Below are 17,762 nucleotides of genomic sequence, written 5' to 3'. Positions count from 1 at the left end.
CTCGGGTAATGACAACAGAACTTTCTGCAAGGAGAATGGTATTGAAACCTCATTCACTCAGAAAGGACGAACTGGAAAGAATGAAGTTAAGAACGCTACTAAACGAGAACTTGCACGCGTTCGAGCTACAGCAATGGAAGGCTCTTTTGGAACTCAGAAGGAGCATTATGGTCTGCGAAAGATTGCTGCAAGGATAAAATCGACAGAGATCATGCTGATCTTCTTCGGTATCCACACAGCAAATGTGGTAAACCTTGCAAGACGAGAGTCAGTCCAAGTAGCTCTTGCAGCCTGATGTTCCACGCATGGAACACGACTTTACGGGAGTGGTAGCTCCAGACGTGACTGAAAATGAAAAAATCGGCCCTAAAAACAGAGCCGATGATATAAAAAACGATGAGTATGATCGGAAAAATAAGGGAAAGTCTGCTGGTTAATTCAAATTGAAGGAATTAAATGACTATCCCTAAATAGACAAAGATTTTATTCCTCATCTGCTTGTAAAGATACAGAAAATTTCTGGAATAGCGGCATGAAAGGCATGAAAATGCGCTGAATGGCTTAGTATAAAAGCGTTTATGAAGCCAACCGGTGCCAAAGGAAAAAATGAGGTAACGCAAAGGAAAGCGGAATATTGAAGAAGAACGGTTGCCAAATCATTACCTGTTAAAAAAAAAGCATATTCTTATAAACTGCTTATTTTCAGCGTGTAGGATAAATGATGATGCCTGGCGCAATGGTAGGAGATTTGCTTCTCTATTCCGCATTCCGCCATTACCTTTTTCAGTTGTTTGCACATCGTCCAATAGTTGATTTTCCCGAAAACCAGCCTGTCTTCCGACAGATACTTGTACCGTTCGATTATCTGCAAGGGAATATCCAGCAGCTTCACTTGGAACGGGACATTTGTCTTGTGCCGTTTCGACAATATCCATTTCTCACCGTTCACCTCCACTATTTCGTCCGTTGTGAGTTCTTTCATATCCACGAAAGACAAGGCGGTGAAGCAGGCGAAAATGAACAGATCCCGCACCAATGCGAGGGTGGGGTTGTCAAACTCGTGCGCCATGATTCTTTTGATTTCGTCCTCTGTCAGATATTCCCGTTCCTTAACATTCGGGCTGATATGGAACTGCGCAAACGGATTTCTCGGTATCAGTCCGTTATAGTGCGCACGCATGACCACGCCTTTCAGCCACATGCAGTTCAGCCAGATGGTGGCGTTTTTCAGTCCCCGTTCAGCCGTAAGATAAGCCGCAAACTCCCTGATGAAGTCGGGCGTAAGTTCCAGCATGGACATGTCCGTCCGTCTGTAGAATGACTTGATAAAGGCTGCGACATAGTTCCTTGCCCTTACCATGACCTTATACGTGCCGATGCTGCGGTCTTTGCCGACACGTTTCAGGAAGTTGGCGCAATCCTTGTCAAAAGCCTTTATCAGTGTCTCATACTCGCTTCCTACCCCTTGGTAGGCATTGCGCACCATTTCAGCCGTTACGTATGCCTCTCGGTCGGATATGCGCTGATAGTGCTTGATGATTTGCGCCTTGATGTTGTCCAATGCCAGATTGACGTTCCGTGCTTCGGCACTCTTGCCTTTGGCTCGGTTGCCTTTCGCATCCCAAAGGGTTTTCGGGATGGTCTGCTTGCAACTGAACTGCGCCACAGTACCGTTGATTGTCACTCGTCCCATGATGGGGACAATACCGTCTTTCTCCTTGCTGCCGTTCACGTAGAACAGCACTTTGAATGTACTTCTTGCCATACTCGTTTTTTTTGTTTGCAAAGTTAAATATCAACGAGTTAGACCTTGATACGCAAATCGGTGACAAACGGTGCAATAGCATCTCTCATATATGTTAAATATTACTCTTTCACGGGTAATGATTTAGTAACGAAACAACGTCCATTATCCGCATTTTTTGTGCTGAAACTAACTGATTATAGATTTTGACAAACAAACAAAATACTGATAATCACGTAAATTCAACACTCTTTTTCCCTCCTTAAAAATGGATGCAACCAATGACATCACCGTCTTTTTTTACGACAATATAACCTCCATTGGCATTGAAACAACCATCCCACGGAGAAGACACTGTCATGCCGAGAGCGAAAGCTAAAAGGAACTGCTTGATTTTGTACGCATACATTGGCTGTCCTTCCGGACTATTGATGTGTAAGGGATCATCTTGCGCAACTTTCTGGGTTGCGACTGAAACTTCACTTCCTTGACCTGAATAATATTTATCCATACATTCAGCGATGATACGAGCCATGCCCAAATCAAGCATAGTAAGATTATTTCTGAGAGTTTCGCCCGAAATTTTTGAAACAATTTTATTTTTCGATAATCAGGCGTCCCTGATAGCTTACATCGAAAGCGCCGGCGCAGGTGAAGGTAACCGTCAGCTCGGTCCTTGCGGCCTCGCCCGTGAGGTTGGTGATTACGTATTTGGCGAAGGGCGTGCCCTTGATTTCCGGTGTGACCGAGGCGGCGCTCAAGTCAATGGTTTTTTCCTCGCCTGTGTAGGAAATACCCGGTACTTCCATTTCGAGGGCGGGCATTTCGGCGGCGAAGCGGGTTTCGTGCATCAGGATTCGCACCTTGCCTTCGCCGTCGGCAACCAGTTCGAAGAGAGCTTTCCCGTCGGTGAACGTGGCGCCCGAGGCGACCGTCGTGACGGTCGAGGTGCCGAAGAAAAGCATGTTGGCCGTGACGGTTCCGTCGTTGATCGAGGTGTTTTCCGTGGCATACGTATACCCGTCGGGGAGTTCCGGGGTAGGATCGGGATCGCCGGTGCAGCCATCCGAGCAACTGCTCAAAGCAGCCGAGGCGAGCAGGGAGAAGGGGAGGAGAAACGTGAAGAATTTTTTCATAGTATGGAATTTTATAGGGTGATGCTCAATGAAACGCCGAAAGTGCGTGGCCGGCCCCGCTGCAGGAACGAGTTGCCGATCGACATGAAATAGAATGTATCGTAGCGGGTGTCGGTCAGGTTGCGTCCCCAGACATCGACGGCCCAGTGGCGGTGTTCGAAGCGAATCGAGGCTTCCAGCAGGGCGTAGAAGGGTTGCGAGAAGGTGTTCGCTTCGTTCCAGTAGATTCGGCCCGCACCGTTGGCAGCCACTCGGAAGATGACGTATTCGAGCCAGTTCCAGCCCGTGCGGAGCGTATAGGACGCTCCGGCGTAGAGCGTGTGCTGCGGGGCGTAGGGGATGAAGTTGCCAGCGTAGTCGGCTTTGCCCGTATCGAATTTGACGAACGTGGCGCGGGTGTAGCCGTAGGCGACTTGCAGGTCGAGGTTTCGCCAGAGGGTAGCCAGCAGCGACGCTTCGCCGCCGAAGCTGCGCGTGCGGCCGGCGTTAGTCATCAGACGGCCCGTGACCTGTCCTTCGGGGAAGACCGTGAGCTGCTGGTCGCGGCAGTCGATGTAGAAGAGCGCCAGATCGGCCTGCACCTTGTGCGAAGGGGTCGAGAGGTGGGCACCCACCTCGTAGTTCCAGCTTTTCTCGGGTTTGTAGGTCACCACGTCGGCCACGTCGTAGAGCGAGCCGAATCCCATCTGTTTCATCACTTGCTGCTGCAGGACATCCGAGAACATCTGGGTATTGAATCCGCCGGCCTTGTAGCCTTTGCTGACGGTGGCGTAGAGCGTGTTACGCCGTGAGCTGCCCATCCGGTAGAGCACCGATATTTTGGGAAGTATCTCCGTGAAGGATTGTTTGAGCGTACCCGGCTGATCGACCAGAATAGCATGGGGATAGCTCGTGCCGTCGGGTGTTTGGGTCGTGTAGGTGGCTTCGGCATAGCTTCGGTAGTGGAGCTTCGAAGCCTCGAAATCAACGCGCAGGCCTGCCGTGAAGCGCCATCGGCCGGCGTCGTAGGTGGATTCGTGGTAGAGGGCCGCTCCGTAGTCGGGCGTGCGGAAGCGGCTGTCGAGCAGGAACGTATCTTCGCCCCATTCGGCGTGAATCCCCTGCGGCTCGAAACGATCGAGGATCAGGTTGCGGATGCCGTCCTCCTTGAAGAGCACCGGTGCGTGCATGCTGGTATGGCGGTAGAAGCCGAAAGCACCGAGGAGCCAGCGGTAGGCTTTGTCGTCGGGGGAGCGGAACACGAGGTCTTCGGTCACGGCGTGCTCCCGGCGGGCCTGTGTCAGTGTAAAATAGGAGAGCGGCAGGAAATCCTGGTCGAGGTTCATCCGGTCGTCGAGGTACTGATAGCTGGTGATGCTCGCTACGGAGAATTTCTCTCCTTCGTAGCGGATCGTCAGTCCGTCGTTGAAGTTCGTGCGGCGGTAATCGCTCGGGTCGTTGTAAGCGATCTGGCCGGTTTCGACATAGGCGTAAGGGTAGCCGCCCTGTTCCAGCTTGACGAACGAGAAGGTGTTGTCGATACGAAGTCCGTGCAGGTTGCGGTACTGTACCTTGAACCGGCCGCCGCCGCTTCTCTCCCAGTCGCATTTTTCACCGGTATAGAGGTTCTTGAAGAAGCCGTCGGTCTTGGAATAGTAGGCTCCGACCGAGAAGCCGACCCGTTCGCTTGTTTTGTAGTAGGTCGAAATCCGGTATTTCTGCGTGTTGCCGCTGCCGTATTCCATGCCCAGCCGCACTCCTTCGAAGGTGAAGGGCGACAGGGTATAGACGTTTATTACGCCGCCCATCGTGTTGCGTCCGAACAGCGTGCTCTGGGGGCCGCGCAGCACTTCGATCCGCTCGATGTCCGTCAAATCGAAGTCGTAGGCGTCCTTGTTCAGGTAGGGGATGTTGTCGATGTTGAGTCCCATCACCGGTTGGTCGATGCGGGCGCCCAGTCCCCGGATGTAGATCGAAGAGGTCATGCGCGAGCCGTAGTCCGGGATGTGGAAGTTGGGAACCACCTGCGAAACCTCTTTCAGGGCTGCGACGTGCCGCCGTTCCAGGTCCGTGCGTCCGATTACGGAAGCCGTTACGGGTTGGTTGCGCAGGTTGAGGCCCTGTTTGATGGCCGTGACCTGGATGTCCTCCACCTGGATAACGGAGTCCGCCAGTGCCGGAGTGGAGTCTTCCGGCAGCGCGGGGGCGGCACATACGCTCATGGCGTGCAGGAGTATGCACGCCGACAGAAAGATGATATGGATCGCCTGGCGGATCATCGGATCGTTTCGAACGGCAAAAACGGCGCAGACCGTAGAGTCCGTCGGTTTTCTCCGATTTCGCCGGAGCGCCGCGTTCGCTTTTACCGCGATTGTTCGGGGACAAAGGAACGATATTCCGATCGTTTTTGCAACCCTCATTTATGAGGAGTGCGGATGTCGCTTTCGTCCACGTAGCCCATGCTGACGGCGCAGATGACGAGTGCGGCGACGGACTGTACGCCGAGCTTCTGCATGATGTTGCGGCGGTGGGAGATGACGGTCGTGAGCCCGATTTGCAGCCGGTCGGCGATCTGTTTGTTCAGCAAACCCTGAGCGATGAGCGTCAGCACTTCCGTTTCGCGTACGGAGAGCAGGTTGGCGGCCGGAGCGCCGTTCTGTCGGGGAAGGGCATGGTCGGGTCGGGGCGCTTCGCTGCGCAGGCACAGCAGATCGTGTACCAGTCGTTCTTCGCCGCCGAAGATATCGATCTGGCGCATTCGGGCGAACTGGGCCGAATACCCTTTGCCCAGCAGGATCGTCTTGTGACTGTTTTCCAGGAAGAAGGTGCGGTGGCGCATGAAAACCTGCATGGCGGCGAAATAGTGGAAATAGCGTTCCGGTCCGGAAGCGATGAATTCGGTGAAGCTGTCGAACACGGCGATCTCTCCCGGAGGACCTACCTTTTCGAGAATCGTCCGCAGGCCCAACCCGATCAGGATGTTGGGCGTAATGACGGCGATGGCCGGTTTTGTCGGGGGACAGCTCATTCGTGGTGGTAGGGTTCGTTGTTCAGGATGGTGAAAGCCCGATATATCTGTTCGGCGAAGATGGCTCGCACGATCTGGTGCGAGAAGGTCATCTTCGAGAGCGACAGTTTGGTATCGGCCCGTGCATATACCTCGTCGGAGAATCCGTAGGGGCCGCCGATGACCATGACCAGCCGCCGGATGCCGCTCGCCATGCGTTTTTGCAGCCAGTAGGCGAAGTCGATCGAACGGTATTCGTCGCCCCGTTCGTCGAGCAGCACCACGTAATCCCCGTCGCCGAACTGACGCAGGAGGCTGGCGCCCTCGGTCGTGCGCTGCTGTTTGGCCGAGAGGTTCTTGGTGTTTTTTACGTCGGGCAGGACTGTGACGGCGAAACGGCAATAGAAATTGATTCGCCGGGCATACATGGCCAGCAGCGATTCGATCTCCTTGGAGTCCGTTTTTCCGATTACGATCAGTTCGATGTTCACGTTGGTTGGTTTATGGTCGTCCTGCCGGCGGCTTTTGGCGGCGGAACGGCGAGAGGTTGTTTCTGCGTCCGGCGATTCGCCAACAGGCATGACGGTTTCCGGCCGAATGTGCGGCCGGGGTACGTTACGGTTTTCAGGGGACTATTTCCAGGTCCGTATTCCACTCTCCGTCGGCATCGATGCAGATTACGGGACGCGAAGGTTCCACGGACTTGAGCCACTGATAGGCTTTGTACATATTATATCCGTTGCCCGACTCTCCGCCCAGAGCGAATCCGATGATGCAGGTGTGGTTGCGGGAGCGGTAGTACATGTTCCGCACGCGTTCGAGGTATTCGTCCGCAAGACGCGGATCGTTGCTCGGTGTGCCGCCTGTGGTGCGGTCGTCGCGCTTTTCCGGAGCGTTGATATTGGCCTGATCGATCACGAAGAGGCCCAGTTCGTCGCACAGATTGTAGAACCAGTAGGGTTGAGGCGCATTGGGCCAGATGGTATTGATCCCTTTTTTCTTGAGCGCCAGCAGTTCTTTGCGCGTGGCAGCGGCGTCCGCTGCCGCGTTGTATCTTTCGGAAACGATAGTGACAGGTTTGTCGAAACGGGTAATCTTCCCGTCTTTCATCTCCGTCTTTCCGAATCCTACTTTGAGGGGGATGTACTCCTTGAAGACTCCCTTGCGTTTGGTGTAGAGCATGACCCGGTATAGCGGGGCGGCGCCTTTGGCTCCCCAGCTATTTTCGTAGGTGTGATAAATGTAGGGCGAGAAGCGTACCGTGTCGAGCGAGCGTCCGGGAACGGTTATGTCGTTTACGCTGAAATCGAGCAGCTTGCCGTTGGGGGCGTAAATGTCGAACCCGACGGTGATCGGTTCCTCGTAGTTGTAGCCGTTCTGCACGATCACCTCCAGGTCGAGCACGCCGAATTTGCGGGTCGAATCGGGGATCAGCGCTACGTTGAAATCGCGTATGCTGCGTTTCTCCTGGGCGAAAAGATAACTGTTGGTAAACGGTTTTACCGGGGTCGGAGTGAAACCTTTTTGCAATTCGGGCGTATTACTTTCGTGCAGTTCCAGTAAAATGAGGTTATCGCCCTGTTTGACGTAGGGGGTAAGGTCGAAGTCGGCCGGAGCGAAAGGGTCTTCGACCACGGCTACGGTGCGGTCATTGACGCGGAGCGTGTAGGCCGTGCCCGTGTTTTCGAGATGGAGGTAGATGAACGAGTCGAACCAACCGTTCGGAAGATTGACCACATTCCCGATTCCGAGCACCTCTTCCCCGTCGTTCAGAAGTCCGGGGGCGAAAACCAGGTATTTGTCGGTGTTTTTCCGGTTGAGCGCATCGGCGTCTTCGCGGGTGTCGAACGGGACGAATTCGGAACGGTGGATGCGTCCCCCGTCTTGTCCGTAAACGGCCCCGGTGTAACACAGGACGGCGATTGCGAGGAAAATTCGTTTCATGGCGGAATTGTACTATAATGCGATTGACAAAGGTACTTTTTTTTTGACAAATCACAAATATATCCTATCTTTGTCTATCTTTAAGAATGAGTAAAAACAAGAAGAAATTACCGAACGTATGAAAAGCTTGAGAATCGCAGAATTGCTGCAGTCGCCGGCGACGGACGCCGAGGTCGTTGTGAAAGGTTGGGTCAGAACCAAACGTGGAAATAAGAACGTGGCTTTCATCGCCCTGAACGACGGATCGTGTGTGGCGAATATGCAGGTTGTGGTCGATCTGGCGAAATTCGACGAGGAGCTGCTCCGTAAGGTGACTACCGGAGCCTGTCTGCGTGTGGACGGACGCCTGGTCGCTTCGTGCGGTGCGGGACAGGGCGTCGAGGTGCAGGCCGAGAAGATCGAGATATACGGTACGGCGGATCCCGAAACCTATCCTTTGCAGAAGAAGGGACATTCGCTCGAATTCCTGCGCGACATCGCTTATCTGCGTCCCCGTACCAACACGTTCGGTGCGATTTTTCGCATCCGTCACGCGATGGCCTATGCGATACATAAATATTTTAACGACAAAGGTTTCTATTACCTGCATACGCCGCTGATCACCGCTTCGGACTGCGAAGGCGCCGGGGCGATGTTCCAGGTGACGACGCTCGATCTGAACAACCTGCCCAAAACCGAAGAGGGGGCCGTGGACTATTCGCAGGACTTTTTCGGCCGTCCGTGCAGCCTGACCGTGTCCGGCCAGCTCGAAGGCGAGTTGGGAGCTTTGTCGCTGGGGCAGATCTATACTTTCGGCCCGACGTTCCGTGCCGAAAACTCCAATACGCCGCGCCACCTCTCCGAGTTCTGGATGATCGAGCCGGAAATGGCCTTTTACGAGCTGGAGGACAACATGGAGCTGGCCGAGGATTTCCTGAAATACCTGATCCGCTACGCGTTGGAGAACTGCCGCGAGGATCTGGAGTTCATGAACAAGATGTGGGACAACGGTTTGATCGAGCGGCTCAACTTCGTGTTGAACCACGAATTCAAGCGGCTGGATTATACCGAGGGCGTGGAGATTCTCAAGGCTTCGGGCCGCAAGTTCGAATTCCCCTGCGACTGGGGGTGCGACTTGCAGTCGGAACACGAACGCTATCTGGTCGAGGAGCACTTCAAGCGTCCGGTGATCCTTATCAACTATCCGAAGCAGATCAAGGCTTTCTACATGAAGCAGAACGAGGATGGAAAGACCGTCCGTGCGATGGACGTGCTGTTCCCGAAGATCGGCGAGATTATCGGCGGTTCGGAGCGCGAGGCCGACTACGAAAAACTTTCGGCCCGTGTACACGAACTGGGTATGAACGAGAAAGAACTCTGGTGGTATCTCGACACCCGTCGTTGGGGATCGGCTCCTCATTCCGGTTTCGGACTCGGGTTCGAGCGCCTGCTGCTCTTCGTGACGGGTATGGGTAACATCCGCGATGTGATTCCCTTCCCCCGTACGCCCAAGAATGCGGAATTTTAATTAAATCCGGACCATTTATCTATTAACCCGTTTTCAGCCGTTCCTGATAATACTTTTATCACGAACTGCAATATTTTATTTTGCCAAAAGAAGAAGCCGATTACTAATTTCGAAGTTAATAATTGGGAGGAGACAAGTATGAGCATGATCAATCAAAAGCAGGTATTGTCCCTGCAACAGAAATTATCACCCCAGCAGATTCAGATGATCAAATTGTTGGAGTTGCCGACCATGCAGCTCGAGCAGCGGATCAAGCAGGAGATCGAGGAGAACATCGTGTTGGAGGAAGACGATCATACTCCGGAGGACGAGCAGCCGCAGCAGATTTCGGTGGAGGAATACCTCCGGGAAGACGAAACTCCTTCCTATAAGAGCCGTATCAACAACTATTCGAAAGACGATAAACCGCGCCAGGCCCCCCTTGCGGGCGGACGTTCGTTGCAGGAGTACCTGGTCGAACAGTTGGGATACCGCAATCTCTCGGAGCAGGATATGCGTCTGGCCGTTTATCTGGTCGGCAGTATCGAGGAGGACGGCTATCTGCGCCGGAGTTTGGAGGCTATCGCCGACGACATCGCCTTCACGCAGGGCGTAGATGTTTCGGTCGAGCACTTGGAACGATTGCTGTCGATTATCCACGAACTCGAACCGACCGGTGTAGGTGCCCGTAACCTGCAGGAGTGTTTGTTGTTGCAATTGGATCAGGAGAATCTTAATACCCGCTCCCGCCGGCTGGCCCGCAAGATCGTGGAGTGCTATTTCGACGAGTTTGTCAAAAAGCATTACGAAAAACTGATGGCCCGGCTTCAGGTTTCCGAGGACGAATTCCGCGAGGCGATCGAAGAGATTACCCGCCTTTCGCCCAAACCGGGCAACCTTTACTCCGAAGGCGGGGCCGATACGACGCCTTACGTGACGCCGGATTTCATCCTCGATTACCACGAAGGGCATTTCGACCTGACGCTCAATTCGGGTAATCTTCCCGAAGCGAGAATCAATCATCGTTATATCGAAATGATGCGGGGCATGGTGGATTCCGACGGTCGGGTCAAGGAGAAGGACCGCGAGGCGATTCAGTTCGTCAAGAGCAAGATCGATTCGGCCAAGTGGTTCATTTCGGCGATCAAGCAGCGGCACGATACGCTGATGCGGACGATGCAGGAGATTCTCGATTACCAGCAGGAATATTTCAAGGACGGTAACAAAAGTAAGTTGCGGCCGATGATCCTCAAGGATATCGCCGATCGCACGGGGTTGGACGTATCGACCATTTCGCGCGTGGTGAACAGCAAATATGTACAGACCCAGTTCGGCATCATTTTGCTCAAGTCGCTCTTCTCGGAGGCGATGCAGACCGACAGCGGCGAGGAAGTGTCGAGCTATGAAATCAAGAATATCCTCCAGCAGTGCATCGACGAGGAGGATAAACGCAAGCCTCTGACCGATGAAACATTGATGGATATCCTCAATTCGAAGGGGTACCGCATCGCACGTCGTACGGTGGCCAAGTATCGGGAGATGTTGAGTATTCCGGTGGCACGGCTCCGTAAACAGATTTAATCGCGTAGAAGATGTATTTGCGTTTGTCGAAGGCTGTTTCCGTTGTGCTGCATCCGTTCCTGGTGCCGCTCTATATGGTGTCGCTGCTATTGCTGGCCGGTACGGTCTATTCGCTTTATCCGCTCAAGGTCAAGATATACCTTATTTGGGTGACGCTGCTTTTTACGACGATCATTCCGGTTTTGGTGATCGCACTGCTCAAGTCGTATCGTAAGATCGGCGATGCGGATTTGAGCGACCGCAAGGAACGCTTCATCCCGCTGCTCGCTATGATCGCCTGCTATACGTTGTGCGCCGTCGCCATTGCGAGGATTCCTTCGGCGCAGATGTTGAGCCGTTTTATGTTTGCGGGAGCCTGTTGTGTCGCCGTGTGTCTTTTTGTCAGCTTTTATTGGAAGATCAGCCTGCATATGACGGCGTTGGGTGCTGCCGTGGCTTTTATCGTTCTGATCAATATCGCCAGCGGCGGGGGACTCTTCGCTGCGTTTATCGCAGCCCTGCTCGCTGCCGGTGCGCTCGGCTCCGCCCGGCTGAAACTGGGGTATCATACGCTGTCGCAAGTGGCGGTGGGATTCGCAACTGGTTTTATCGTCGCCGCAGGCGTCGGTTTGTTCAACTGGTAATATCTATGAAAAATAAGGCAGTGTGTCTTTATGACACACTGCTGTTTTATTATCGGGATGCGGCAAAGTCATTTACGATAGTAAATTCCTGTCGCTCTTACCCGCAAATGCCTTGTCTTGCATCCATTCTGACATTCCTTATTCAGGGGTTGTGCCTGAAATTTTCATTTCGACACAGCCCCGTTTTAATATTACGGGTTGCTATTTTTTCAACTGTCCGCCCAGCATGATGCCGGGATAATTTTGCATGACGGAGGCGATTTGCTGCATTTTCTCGTTCGCAGCGTATTCCGGAGAGGAGTGCCGCACGGCTTCGAGCGCATCGCCTGCATCGAACTGGAGCGTCAGCACCTCGCCGCGCAGGGAGAGATAGCCTTGAAAGGTGGCTTGTTTCCCGTCTTGGATCAGCGTGATGGCGGCTGTTCCGGTGGCGGGATCGTAGCTATACGTCCCGTCGATCTCATGTCCGCCCATAGAGGCGTGGAGCCGGTTGCGTTTTTTGAAGGAAACGGTCCCCTGTCCCGGCACGAGGCCTGCCTTGACGTAATGGGTCGCCAACTGGTCTTGCAATCCGGCTACGGCGATCGAGGCGAACATATCGTCGCCCTTGTATTCGATGCTGGGAGCCTGGTAGGTCCAGACTCCGAGGAGCGCTTCTTCCGACGGATAGGTCGGCGGTGTGGCCTCTTCCTGTTTCGCGGAGTGACTACCTCCTAAAAGTTGCTGGAGTTTTTCATTCATCGATTGTCCCGAAACAGCGATTGTCGCGCATACGACGAACAGGGCGGACAGACATAATGTACGTTTCATATCCGAATGGTTTTTATTTTTCCTGAATCAGAAGATCGATTTCCCGCAACCACAGGGTTGCCGTAGCGTCCGAAGGCATGCGCCAGTCGCCGCGCGGCGAGAGGGAGATGATGCCAACTTTCGGACCGTCGGGCATGGCCGAGCGTTTGAACTGCTGCGAGAAGAATCGCTGGAAGAATACCCGCATCCAGCGCAGGATCGTCGCCCGGTCGTAGCGTCCGTCGAACGCTGTTTCCGCAGCGAAGAGGATTTTTGCCGGGGAGTAACCGTTCTGGATGAAGTGGTAGAGGAAAAAGTCGTGCAACTCGTAAGGCCCTACCAACTTCTCGGTGTGCTGGGCGATTCCTCCCTCTTCGCCGGACGGCAGCAGCTCGGGGCTGATCGGCGTGGCGACCACGTCGAGCAGGATCTCGCGGATCGCATCGTCCTGACATACCTGGGCCATCCATCGTAGAAGCACCTGGATCAGGGTTTTGGGCAGCGAGGCGTTCAGACCGTACATCGACATCTGGTCACCATTGTAGGTCGCCCAGCCCAGTGCCAGTTCGCTCAGGTCGCCCGTGCCGAGGACCATGCCGTGCTCCATGTTGGCGATGTCCATCAGGATTTGTGTCCGCTCCCGGGCCTGGGCGTTTTCGTAGGCGGAAGATTGTTCTTCGGGGTTGAGTCCGATATCGGCGAAGTGTTGTTCGCAGGCTTTGCGGATGGAAATTTCGCGGGAAGTGATGCCCAGGCAGCGCATCAGGGCGATCGAGTTGCGGTAGGTGCGGTTGCTGGTGCCGAATCCGGGCATTGTGACGCCGATGATGCCTTTGCGGTCGAGCCCGAGGCGATCGAAAGTCCGCACGGCGATCAGTAGGGCCAGTGTGGAGTCCAAGCCGCCGGAAACCCCGATGACGACCTTTTTGCAATCGGTATGCTGCAGGCGCTGGGCCAGCCCCATCGTCTGAATGTTGATGATTTCACGACCCGATTCGTCCATCTCTTCGGGCGTTTGCGGCACGAAAGGATGGGAATTGAACTCCCGGTCGAGGGTGACGTTCGCGGGGTTTTCCGGCAGGGGAATTTCGACGATGATGCGCTCGGCGGGACGGTGCGGCGCGAAAGTCGTGGTACGGCGGCGCGAGTTGAGGAGCTTTTCGGTGTCTATGTCCGCGACGATCAACTGTTCCTCGGTCGAAAACCGTTCGGTGCGCCGCAGCATCCGGCCGCTCTCGACGATCAGGCCGTTGCCGCCGAATACCAGGTCGGTCGAAGATTCTCCGTAGCCGGCTGAACAGTAGATGTAGGCCGACTGGGTCCGGGCCGATTGCGATTTGACCAGCGTGAGCAGGTAGTTGTGCTTGCCCAGCACTTCGGGCGATGCCGAGAGGTTGAAAAGTATCTGGGCGCCGTCCACTGCCTGATGCAGCGACGGGGCGGCCGGAACCCACATATCCTCGCAGATTTCCACGCCGAACTTCACGCCTCCGATGTTGAAAAGCATGTTGCGGCCGAAGTCGGTATCCTGGCCGCACATCCGGATCGTGGCCAGGCCGATCTCTTCGCCCGACATGAAGCAGCGGGCCTCGTAAAATTCCGAGTAATTGGGAATATATGTCTTGGGGACCACGCCGTGAATACGTCCCTGAGCGAAAACTACCGCGCAGTTGTAGAGGGCATTGCCGTAAGTGACGGGCATACCGACGATGGCGACGATGGGCAGTTCGCGGGTCTGGGCGAGGATATAGCCCAAGGCCTGTTCCGCCGCATGGAGCAAGGCGGGTTGCTGGATCAGATCGCCGCAGGTATAGGAGGTGATGCAGAGTTCCGGGAAGAGGATGATGCTCGCTCCCCGGTCGGCGCCCTTGCGGATCAATTCGGTGATATGTTGGGCGTTATAGTCGCAATCGGCGATCCGTACATGGGGAACTGCCGCCGCTACTTTCAGAAAACCAAATCTGTTCATACGATTTTTGCCGGTTTATTTTTTTCGTTTTCTGTCCCGAAGCGTATCGAACATCTTCGTACGGTCCGGGTATCGGAAAAACTCTCGGTTTGTTTTTTTGCGTTTTTTTCGCTCGGCATGGTCCGAACGGATTCGGCTTCGTGTCCGCCTGTCGAAAACGCTTGTTGTGCAATATTTTTATTTTGTCCAGAGCTGGGCCAGGTTCAGGATTACCTGCATGGCTTTGTGCATGGTCGTCAGCGAGCAATATTCGTAACGGCCGTGGAAATTCATGCCGCCGGTGAAGATGTTGGGGCAGGGGAGTCCCATGAAGGAGAGCCGTGCGCCGTCCGTGCCGCCTCGGATGGGCTTCACGAGCGGTTCGACCCCCGCCATTTTCATCGCCTCGATCGCCTTGTCGATCACCTGCGGGTGCGGTTCGACCATCTTGCGCATGTTGTAGTACGAATCCTTGAGCGTGAGGGTCAGCACCCCTTCGCCGTATTTGCGGACGAGCAGATCGACGCACTCCTGCATGTAGTTCTTGCGGGCTTCGAAACGGGCGCTGTCGTGGTCGCGGACGATGTAGCTGATCTGCGCCTGATCGACCGTACCGTTGAGGGCGATACAGTGGTAGAAGCCGTCGTAGCCTTCGGTGTGTTCGGGTCGCTCCCAGGCCGGCAGTAGGGCGTTCAGCTCGCATGCTACCTGAATGGCGTTGATCATCTTGTCTTTGGCGTAGCCCGGGTGGACGTTGCGGCCCTGGATCTCGATCTTGGCGCTCGCGGCGTTGAAGTTCTCGTATTCGAGTTCCCCCTCGAAGCCGCCGTCCATCGTGTAGGCGAAGTCGGCGCCGAAGGCCTTGACGTCGAAGAAGTCCACGCCCCGGCCGATCTCTTCGTCGGGGGTGAAGCCGATGCGGATCTTACCGTGCCGGAGCTCCGGATGTGCGAGCAGATATTCCGCAGCGGTCATGATCTCCGCCACGCCCGCCTTGTCGTCGGCGCCCAGCAGCGTCGTGCCGTCCGTGTGGATCAGCGTATGTCCCTTGAAGAAGCTCAGCTCCGGAAAGTCCGCGACTTTCATCGTCACGCCGGCGTTCAGCCGGATGTCCTTGCCGTCGTAATTCTCTATGACGTGCGGTTTCACGTCGGCGCCGCTCATATCGGGTGCGGTGTCCACGTGGGCGATGAATCCGATGACGGGGGCTTTTTCGCAGCCGGGCGTCGCGGGGATCGTACCCATGGCGTAGCCGTACTTGTCCACCGTGACCTCGGTGAGGCCCAGGGCCTTCATCTCTTCGGCCAGATAATCGAGCAGCACCCGCTGTTTCGCGGTCGAGGGGAAAGTTTCGCTCGACTCGTCGCTCTGGGTGTCGAACGAAACGTATTTCAGAAATCTGTCTTTGAGTTCCATAGTATATATCGTTGATTTTTTATTCTTCCTTTTTAGCGCGGAGCGAATGTACGGCGAAATAGATGATAAGCGCCAGATACATGCCCAGACCTACCCACGAGGCTGCGTTCGAACTGTTCCACTGCGTGAGTTTCCAGTCCACGTCGGCGAATTTCAGGATCGCTCCCACTACGCCCATCAGGGCGCCGCCTGCGATGAAGCCCGACGCGATGAGCGTACCCTGGCTCATACGTGCCTTGTTGAGCGCCTGATCTTTCGATCGGGTCGATACGAACCAGGCGATCAGACCGCCGATCAGCAGCGGAAGATTGAGCTGCAGGGGCAGGAACATGCCCAGTGCGAATGGAAGGGCCGGAATACCGATGCCGGTGAGTACCAGCGCGAGGACTGCGCCGCAGAAATAGAGTACCCAGGGAGCCGTTCCGCCCTGCATCAGGGGTTGGATCACGGCGGCCATGGCATTGGCCTGCGGAGCTTCCAGCGGGCTGCCGGGGCCGAAGCCGTAGGTTTTGTTCAGAATAATCATCACGCCTGCGACGGTAGCGGCCGAAACGAAGACGCCGAGGAATTTCCAGCTCTCCTGTTTTTTCGGCGTGGTGCCGATCCAGTAGCCGATCTTCAGGTCGGTGATGAAGCCGCCGGCGGTCGAGAGGGCCGTGCAGACCACGCCGCCGATGATCAGTGCGGCGGTCATGCCGGCCGTACCGTTCAGGCCGATGCTTACGAGTACCAGCGACGCGAGGATCAGCGTCATGAGGGTCATACCCGAAACGGGGTTGCTGCCGACGATGGCGATGGCGTTGGCTGCGACCGTCGTGAAAAGGAACGAGATGACGAAGACGATTAGTAGCGCCACGGCCGTCTGCCCCCAGTTGCCCAGAATGCCGAACTGGAAAAAGAAGAAGGTGGTGGCGAGCGCCGCGATCAACGTAGTGAGAATCGTGCGCATGGTCAGGTCGCGCTGGGTGCGCGGTACGTTCGTTTCGGCTTTTTTCTTGCCCGAAAACTCGCTGACGGCGAGCCCCATCGCCTGTTTGATGATGCCGCTCTGACGGATGATGCCGATAAGCCCGGCCATGGCGATTCCGCCGATACCCAGCGGACGACCGAAGGTCTGGTACAGCTCTTCGGGGGACATGCCTGCGCCCGTGGCGGTCGAACCGACCACCGGAACGACGAGCAGCCAGATCAGGAACGAACCGGCGGCGATGATGGCCGAATATTTCAGTCCGATGATGTAACCCAGGCCGAGCACCGCAGCACTCGTATTGACTTTGAGCAGGGTTTTGAACTTATCGGCGCAGAGGGTGCCCCAAGCCGTCATGCGGGTCGAGATCTCTTCCGTCCAGAGGCCGAAGGTACTCGCTGCGAAGTCGTACAGACCGCCCACCAGTCCGGCTACGGCCAGCAGCTTGGCCTGATTGCCGCCTTTTTCGCCCGATACGAGCACTTCGGTCGTGGCCGTCGCCTCCGGGAAGGGGTACTTGCCGTGCATCTCCTTGACGAAATATTTGCGGAAGGGGATGAGCAGCACGATGCCCAGGATACCGCCCAGTACCGACGAGAGGAATACTTTGTAGAATGCGGTTTCCAAACCGAGGATGTAGAGCGCCGGCAGGGTGAAGATCGCTCCGGCGACGATGATGCCCGACGAGGCGCCGATCGACTGTATGATGACGTTCTGTCCCAGCATGTTTTTTTTGCCCAGCATGTTTCCGACGCCTACGGCGATGATGGCGATCGGGATGGCCGCTTCGAATACCTGGCCGATGCGCAGGCCCAGATAGGCTGCGGCGGCGGAGAAGAGAACGGCCATCAGCAGGCCCATCGTGACCGAATAGGGTGTGACCTCCTTCGGCTTGGCGTCGGCCGGCATCATCGGGACGTACTCTTCGCCCGGTTTGAGTTCGCGGTACGCGTTGTCGGGCAGAGATTGAGAGGGTTTGGTTTGTTCCATTGCGTATGTAGGTTTTCGTTAAAATTCCGAGACAACTTACAAAAGTAGGTTTTTCTTTCAGAAAATCAAACGCAATGGCTCCTAAAAATGCGGCAATTCGTATTGCCGGGGCATTTTTCGGTCCCGGTCGTCGAAAAGATGATTATCCCCCG

The 17,762-nt window shown here is 55.3% G+C and carries 14 protein-coding genes and 1 pseudogene; 4 read left to right on the top strand and 11 right to left on the bottom strand.

Annotated elements, in window-relative coordinates; translation table 11 throughout:
• On the top strand, window positions 1-295 hold a 295-nt coding region (locus ALIPUT_RS12620; RefSeq protein ID WP_004330279.1), incomplete at its 5' end, for a transposase.
• A gap of 429 nt (window positions 296-724) precedes the next feature.
• On the opposite strand, the pseudogene ALIPUT_RS11920 reads toward ALIPUT_RS12620, so the two are convergent.
• From ALIPUT_RS11920 to ALIPUT_RS11890, 7 genes and pseudogenes are all read right to left on the bottom strand, one after another.
• A pseudogene (locus ALIPUT_RS11920) lies at window positions 725-1,765 on the bottom strand (site-specific integrase); the annotation flags it as partial.
• Between the two features lie 241 nt (window positions 1,766-2,006).
• Window positions 2,007-2,327 carry an HpaII family restriction endonuclease gene (locus ALIPUT_RS11915; protein ID WP_256130243.1) on the bottom strand — a complete coding sequence of 107 codons (321 nt, stop codon included), beginning with the start codon at window positions 2,325-2,327 and terminating at the stop codon, window positions 2,007-2,009.
• Window positions 2,328-2,340: 13 nt separating this feature from the next.
• On the bottom strand, window positions 2,341-2,880 hold the full coding sequence (locus ALIPUT_RS11910; protein ID WP_004330275.1) for a hypothetical protein: 540 nt from the start codon (window positions 2,878-2,880) through the stop codon (window positions 2,341-2,343).
• Between the two features lie 11 nt (window positions 2,881-2,891).
• Window positions 2,892-5,138, bottom strand: a complete 2,247-nt coding sequence (locus ALIPUT_RS11905; RefSeq protein WP_147554441.1) for a TonB-dependent receptor — start codon at window positions 5,136-5,138, stop codon at window positions 2,892-2,894.
• Between the two features lie 137 nt (window positions 5,139-5,275).
• The gene (locus ALIPUT_RS11900; RefSeq protein ID WP_004330273.1) at window positions 5,276-5,887 is read right to left on the bottom strand and encodes a response regulator transcription factor; all 612 of its coding nucleotides are present in this window, start codon (window positions 5,885-5,887) and stop codon (window positions 5,276-5,278) included.
• Window positions 5,884-6,357, bottom strand: coding sequence for a 23S rRNA (pseudouridine(1915)-N(3))-methyltransferase RlmH (gene rlmH, locus ALIPUT_RS11895; protein ID WP_040294009.1), 474 nt, complete (start codon window positions 6,355-6,357; stop codon window positions 5,884-5,886). The genes ALIPUT_RS11900 and rlmH overlap by 4 nt, the downstream gene beginning before the upstream one ends.
• 133 nt (window positions 6,358-6,490) lie before the next feature.
• The gene (locus ALIPUT_RS11890) at window positions 6,491-7,810 is read right to left on the bottom strand and encodes a glycoside hydrolase family 2 TIM barrel-domain containing protein (RefSeq protein ID WP_004330271.1); all 1,320 of its coding nucleotides are present in this window, start codon (window positions 7,808-7,810) and stop codon (window positions 6,491-6,493) included.
• A gap of 118 nt (window positions 7,811-7,928) precedes the next feature.
• Here ALIPUT_RS11890 and asnS point away from each other — a divergent pair, with 118 nt between their 5' ends.
• The 3 genes from asnS (at window position 7,929) to ALIPUT_RS11875 (ending at window position 11,500) form a co-directional block, all read left to right on the top strand.
• Window positions 7,929-9,317, top strand: a complete 1,389-nt coding sequence (gene asnS, locus ALIPUT_RS11885; RefSeq protein WP_004330270.1) for an asparagine--tRNA ligase — start codon at window positions 7,929-7,931, stop codon at window positions 9,315-9,317.
• A gap of 144 nt (window positions 9,318-9,461) precedes the next feature.
• The gene (rpoN, locus tag ALIPUT_RS11880) at window positions 9,462-10,877 is read left to right on the top strand and encodes an RNA polymerase factor sigma-54 (RefSeq protein WP_004330268.1); all 1,416 of its coding nucleotides are present in this window, start codon (window positions 9,462-9,464) and stop codon (window positions 10,875-10,877) included.
• 11 nt (window positions 10,878-10,888) lie between these two features.
• Window positions 10,889-11,500: a hypothetical protein gene (locus ALIPUT_RS11875; protein ID WP_004330267.1), complete on the top strand. Its 612-nt coding sequence runs from the start codon at window positions 10,889-10,891 to the stop codon at window positions 11,498-11,500.
• Between the two features lie 201 nt (window positions 11,501-11,701).
• On the opposite strand, the gene ALIPUT_RS11870 is transcribed toward ALIPUT_RS11875, so the two are convergent.
• The 4 genes from ALIPUT_RS11870 to ALIPUT_RS11855 form a co-directional block, all read right to left on the bottom strand.
• Window positions 11,702-12,310 (bottom strand): lipocalin-like domain-containing protein, encoded by a 609-nt coding sequence (locus tag ALIPUT_RS11870; protein WP_040293984.1) that lies wholly within the window; start codon window positions 12,308-12,310, stop codon window positions 11,702-11,704.
• A gap of 13 nt (window positions 12,311-12,323) precedes the next feature.
• Window positions 12,324-14,258 carry an NAD(+) synthase gene (locus ALIPUT_RS11865; protein WP_004330265.1) on the bottom strand — a complete coding sequence of 645 codons (1,935 nt, stop codon included), beginning with the start codon at window positions 14,256-14,258 and terminating at the stop codon, window positions 12,324-12,326.
• A gap of 177 nt (window positions 14,259-14,435) precedes the next feature.
• Window positions 14,436-15,653, bottom strand: a complete 1,218-nt coding sequence (pepT, locus tag ALIPUT_RS11860; RefSeq protein WP_004330263.1) for a peptidase T — start codon at window positions 15,651-15,653, stop codon at window positions 14,436-14,438.
• A 19-nt stretch (window positions 15,654-15,672) separates the two neighbouring features.
• Entirely contained in the window at window positions 15,673-17,610 is a 1,938-nt protein-coding gene (locus ALIPUT_RS11855; RefSeq protein ID WP_004330262.1) for an OPT family oligopeptide transporter, read from the bottom strand.
• Window positions 17,611-17,762 lie beyond the last annotated feature (152 nt).

The sequence above is a fragment of the Alistipes putredinis DSM 17216 genome (assembly GCF_000154465.1).
Taxonomy (GTDB): domain Bacteria; phylum Bacteroidota; class Bacteroidia; order Bacteroidales; family Rikenellaceae; genus Alistipes; species Alistipes putredinis.
Note: the sequence above shows the minus strand (reverse complement) of the source record. Positions and strands in the feature narration are given on the sequence as shown.

Excerpts from the sequence above, each read along its gene's own strand:
- ALIPUT_RS11910 (WP_004330275.1), bottom strand. The coding sequence starts at position 2,880 with ATGAAAAAATTCTTCACGTTTCTCCTCCCCTTCTCCCTGCTCGCCTCG.
- ALIPUT_RS11905 (WP_147554441.1), bottom strand. The coding sequence starts at position 5,138 with ATGATCCGCCAGGCGATCCATATCATCTTTCTGTCGGCGTGCATACTC.
- ALIPUT_RS11900 (WP_004330273.1), bottom strand. The coding sequence starts at position 5,887 with ATGAGCTGTCCCCCGACAAAACCGGCCATCGCCGTCATTACGCCCAAC.
- ALIPUT_RS11890 (WP_004330271.1), bottom strand. The coding sequence starts at position 7,810 with ATGAAACGAATTTTCCTCGCAATCGCCGTCCTGTGTTACACCGGGGCC.
- asnS (WP_004330270.1), top strand. The coding sequence starts at position 7,929 with ATGAAAAGCTTGAGAATCGCAGAATTGCTGCAGTCGCCGGCGACGGAC.
- rpoN (WP_004330268.1), top strand. The coding sequence starts at position 9,462 with ATGATCAATCAAAAGCAGGTATTGTCCCTGCAACAGAAATTATCACCC.
- ALIPUT_RS11875 (WP_004330267.1), top strand. The coding sequence starts at position 10,889 with ATGTATTTGCGTTTGTCGAAGGCTGTTTCCGTTGTGCTGCATCCGTTC.
- ALIPUT_RS11870 (WP_040293984.1), bottom strand. The coding sequence starts at position 12,310 with ATGAAACGTACATTATGTCTGTCCGCCCTGTTCGTCGTATGCGCGACA.
- ALIPUT_RS11865 (WP_004330265.1), bottom strand. The coding sequence starts at position 14,258 with ATGAACAGATTTGGTTTTCTGAAAGTAGCGGCGGCAGTTCCCCATGTA.
- pepT (WP_004330263.1), bottom strand. The coding sequence starts at position 15,653 with ATGGAACTCAAAGACAGATTTCTGAAATACGTTTCGTTCGACACCCAG.
- ALIPUT_RS11855 (WP_004330262.1), bottom strand. The coding sequence starts at position 17,610 with ATGGAACAAACCAAACCCTCTCAATCTCTGCCCGACAACGCGTACCGC.